Source organism: Streptomyces sp. McG3 (assembly GCF_018619185.1).
GTDB lineage: Bacteria > Actinomycetota > Actinomycetes > Streptomycetales > Streptomycetaceae > Streptomyces.
The window spans coordinates 1-1357 of the sequence record NZ_JAAXYC010000564.1 but is presented as its reverse complement, the minus strand read 5'-3'; the positions used below and the strand labels follow the sequence as shown (position 1 = coordinate 1357).

Genomic DNA, 1357 nt, shown 5'->3' with positions numbered 1-1357 from the left:
GTCCGGAGGGCCGGGGGCCGGGCGGCGGGCCGGCCGTGAACGTCGTGGTGGCCGCCTGCTCCGTGCGCGGCAACCGGCTGCTGCTCGCCCAGCTGGTGGCGAACCTGCTGGCCAACGCGGTCACGTACAACGTGCCGGGCGGCTCGGTGGAGGTCTCGCTGACCGGGGAGGGGGCTCTGCTGGTGCGCAATACCGGACCGGTGGTCTCGGAGGCCGATATCGCCGGGTTCTTCGAGCCGTTCCGGCGGGGCGAGGGCCGGGACCGGATGGGCCCGGGGTCGGGCCTCGGTCTCTCGATCGTCCGGTCGATCGCGGTGGCCCACGGCGGTACGGTCACGGCGGTACCGGGCCCGGAGGGCGGCGGTCTCGCCGTGACCGTACGGCTACCGGTCGGTCAGGCCCCGGAGCCTGCCGCGCGCGCGGCGGTCCAGGCCGGCAGCCCGGCGAGGATCTCGCGGTAGAGCTCGGCGTCCGCGATCTCGCGGGGCGCCGGGCCCGCGTGGAAGAAGCCGGTGTTCGGGGCGTCGAGCTTCCGCAGGAAGTCGAAGCCCTTCGCGTCCTGCTCGCCGAAGGCGACGAACTGGAAGAACAGCGGCAGCCGGGCCGCTTCCGTGAGGGCCTGCCGGGCGGCCTGCTTGGCGTCCGGCGGGCCGTCCGTCTGGAAGATCACGAGAGCCGGACCGGTGGCCTCGGACTTCTCGTAGTGCGCGACGATCTCCTCGACCGCACGGTGGTAGTGCGTCCGGCCCAGCCGGCCGAGGCCCGCGTTCAGCTCGTCGACGCGGCCCTCGTGGCCGGAGAGCTCGATGGACCCGGTGCCGTCGATGTCCGTCGAGAAGAAGACGACCGGCACGGTGGCGTCCTCGTCCAGGTGCGCGGCGAGCGCGAGCGTCCGGTCGCCCAGGTGCTGGGCGCTGCCGTCCTTGTAGAACGGCCGCATCGAGCCGGAGCGGTCGAACACCAGGTAGACGCGGGCGCGGAGCCCGGTCAGCCCGTGCGCCTTGAGCGCTGTCTGCGCTGCCTTGTACGGGGCGACGAGCTGCGGAGCACGCGCCTTGACCCGCGCGAGCGGGGTGGCGGGCTTGCCGGGGACGGCCTCGGGCGCGGCGGCGATGGGTTCCGGGGTCGCTGCGACGGCCTCCGGGGCGACGACCGGCTCCGGGGTGGCGACGATCGGCTCGGGGGCGACGACCGGCTCCGGGGTGGCGACGATCGGCTCGGGGGCGACGATCGGCTCGGGTGCGATGACGACGGTCGCCGTGGCCGCCGGGGTCTCCGTGATGGTCGGCGTCTCTGTGGCTGCCGGTGCCGCTGAGGCCTCCGGGGCCTTGGGGGTCTCGGTGGGGGCGGTCCGAGG

General features: G+C 74.9%; 2 protein-coding genes. One reads left to right on the top strand and one right to left on the bottom strand.

The window, feature by feature from the left end; genetic code table 11:
• Window positions 1-461: sensor histidine kinase KdpD (locus tag HET64_RS38460; protein ID WP_215111856.1), on the top strand; the 461-nt coding region annotated here is incomplete at its 5' end.
• On the opposite strand, the gene HET64_RS38455 is transcribed toward HET64_RS38460, so the two are convergent.
• Window positions 395-1357, bottom strand: a 963-nt coding sequence (locus tag HET64_RS38455) for a VWA domain-containing protein (protein ID WP_215111855.1), incomplete at its 5' end; no start/stop codon positions are given. The genes HET64_RS38460 and HET64_RS38455 overlap by 67 nt on opposite strands.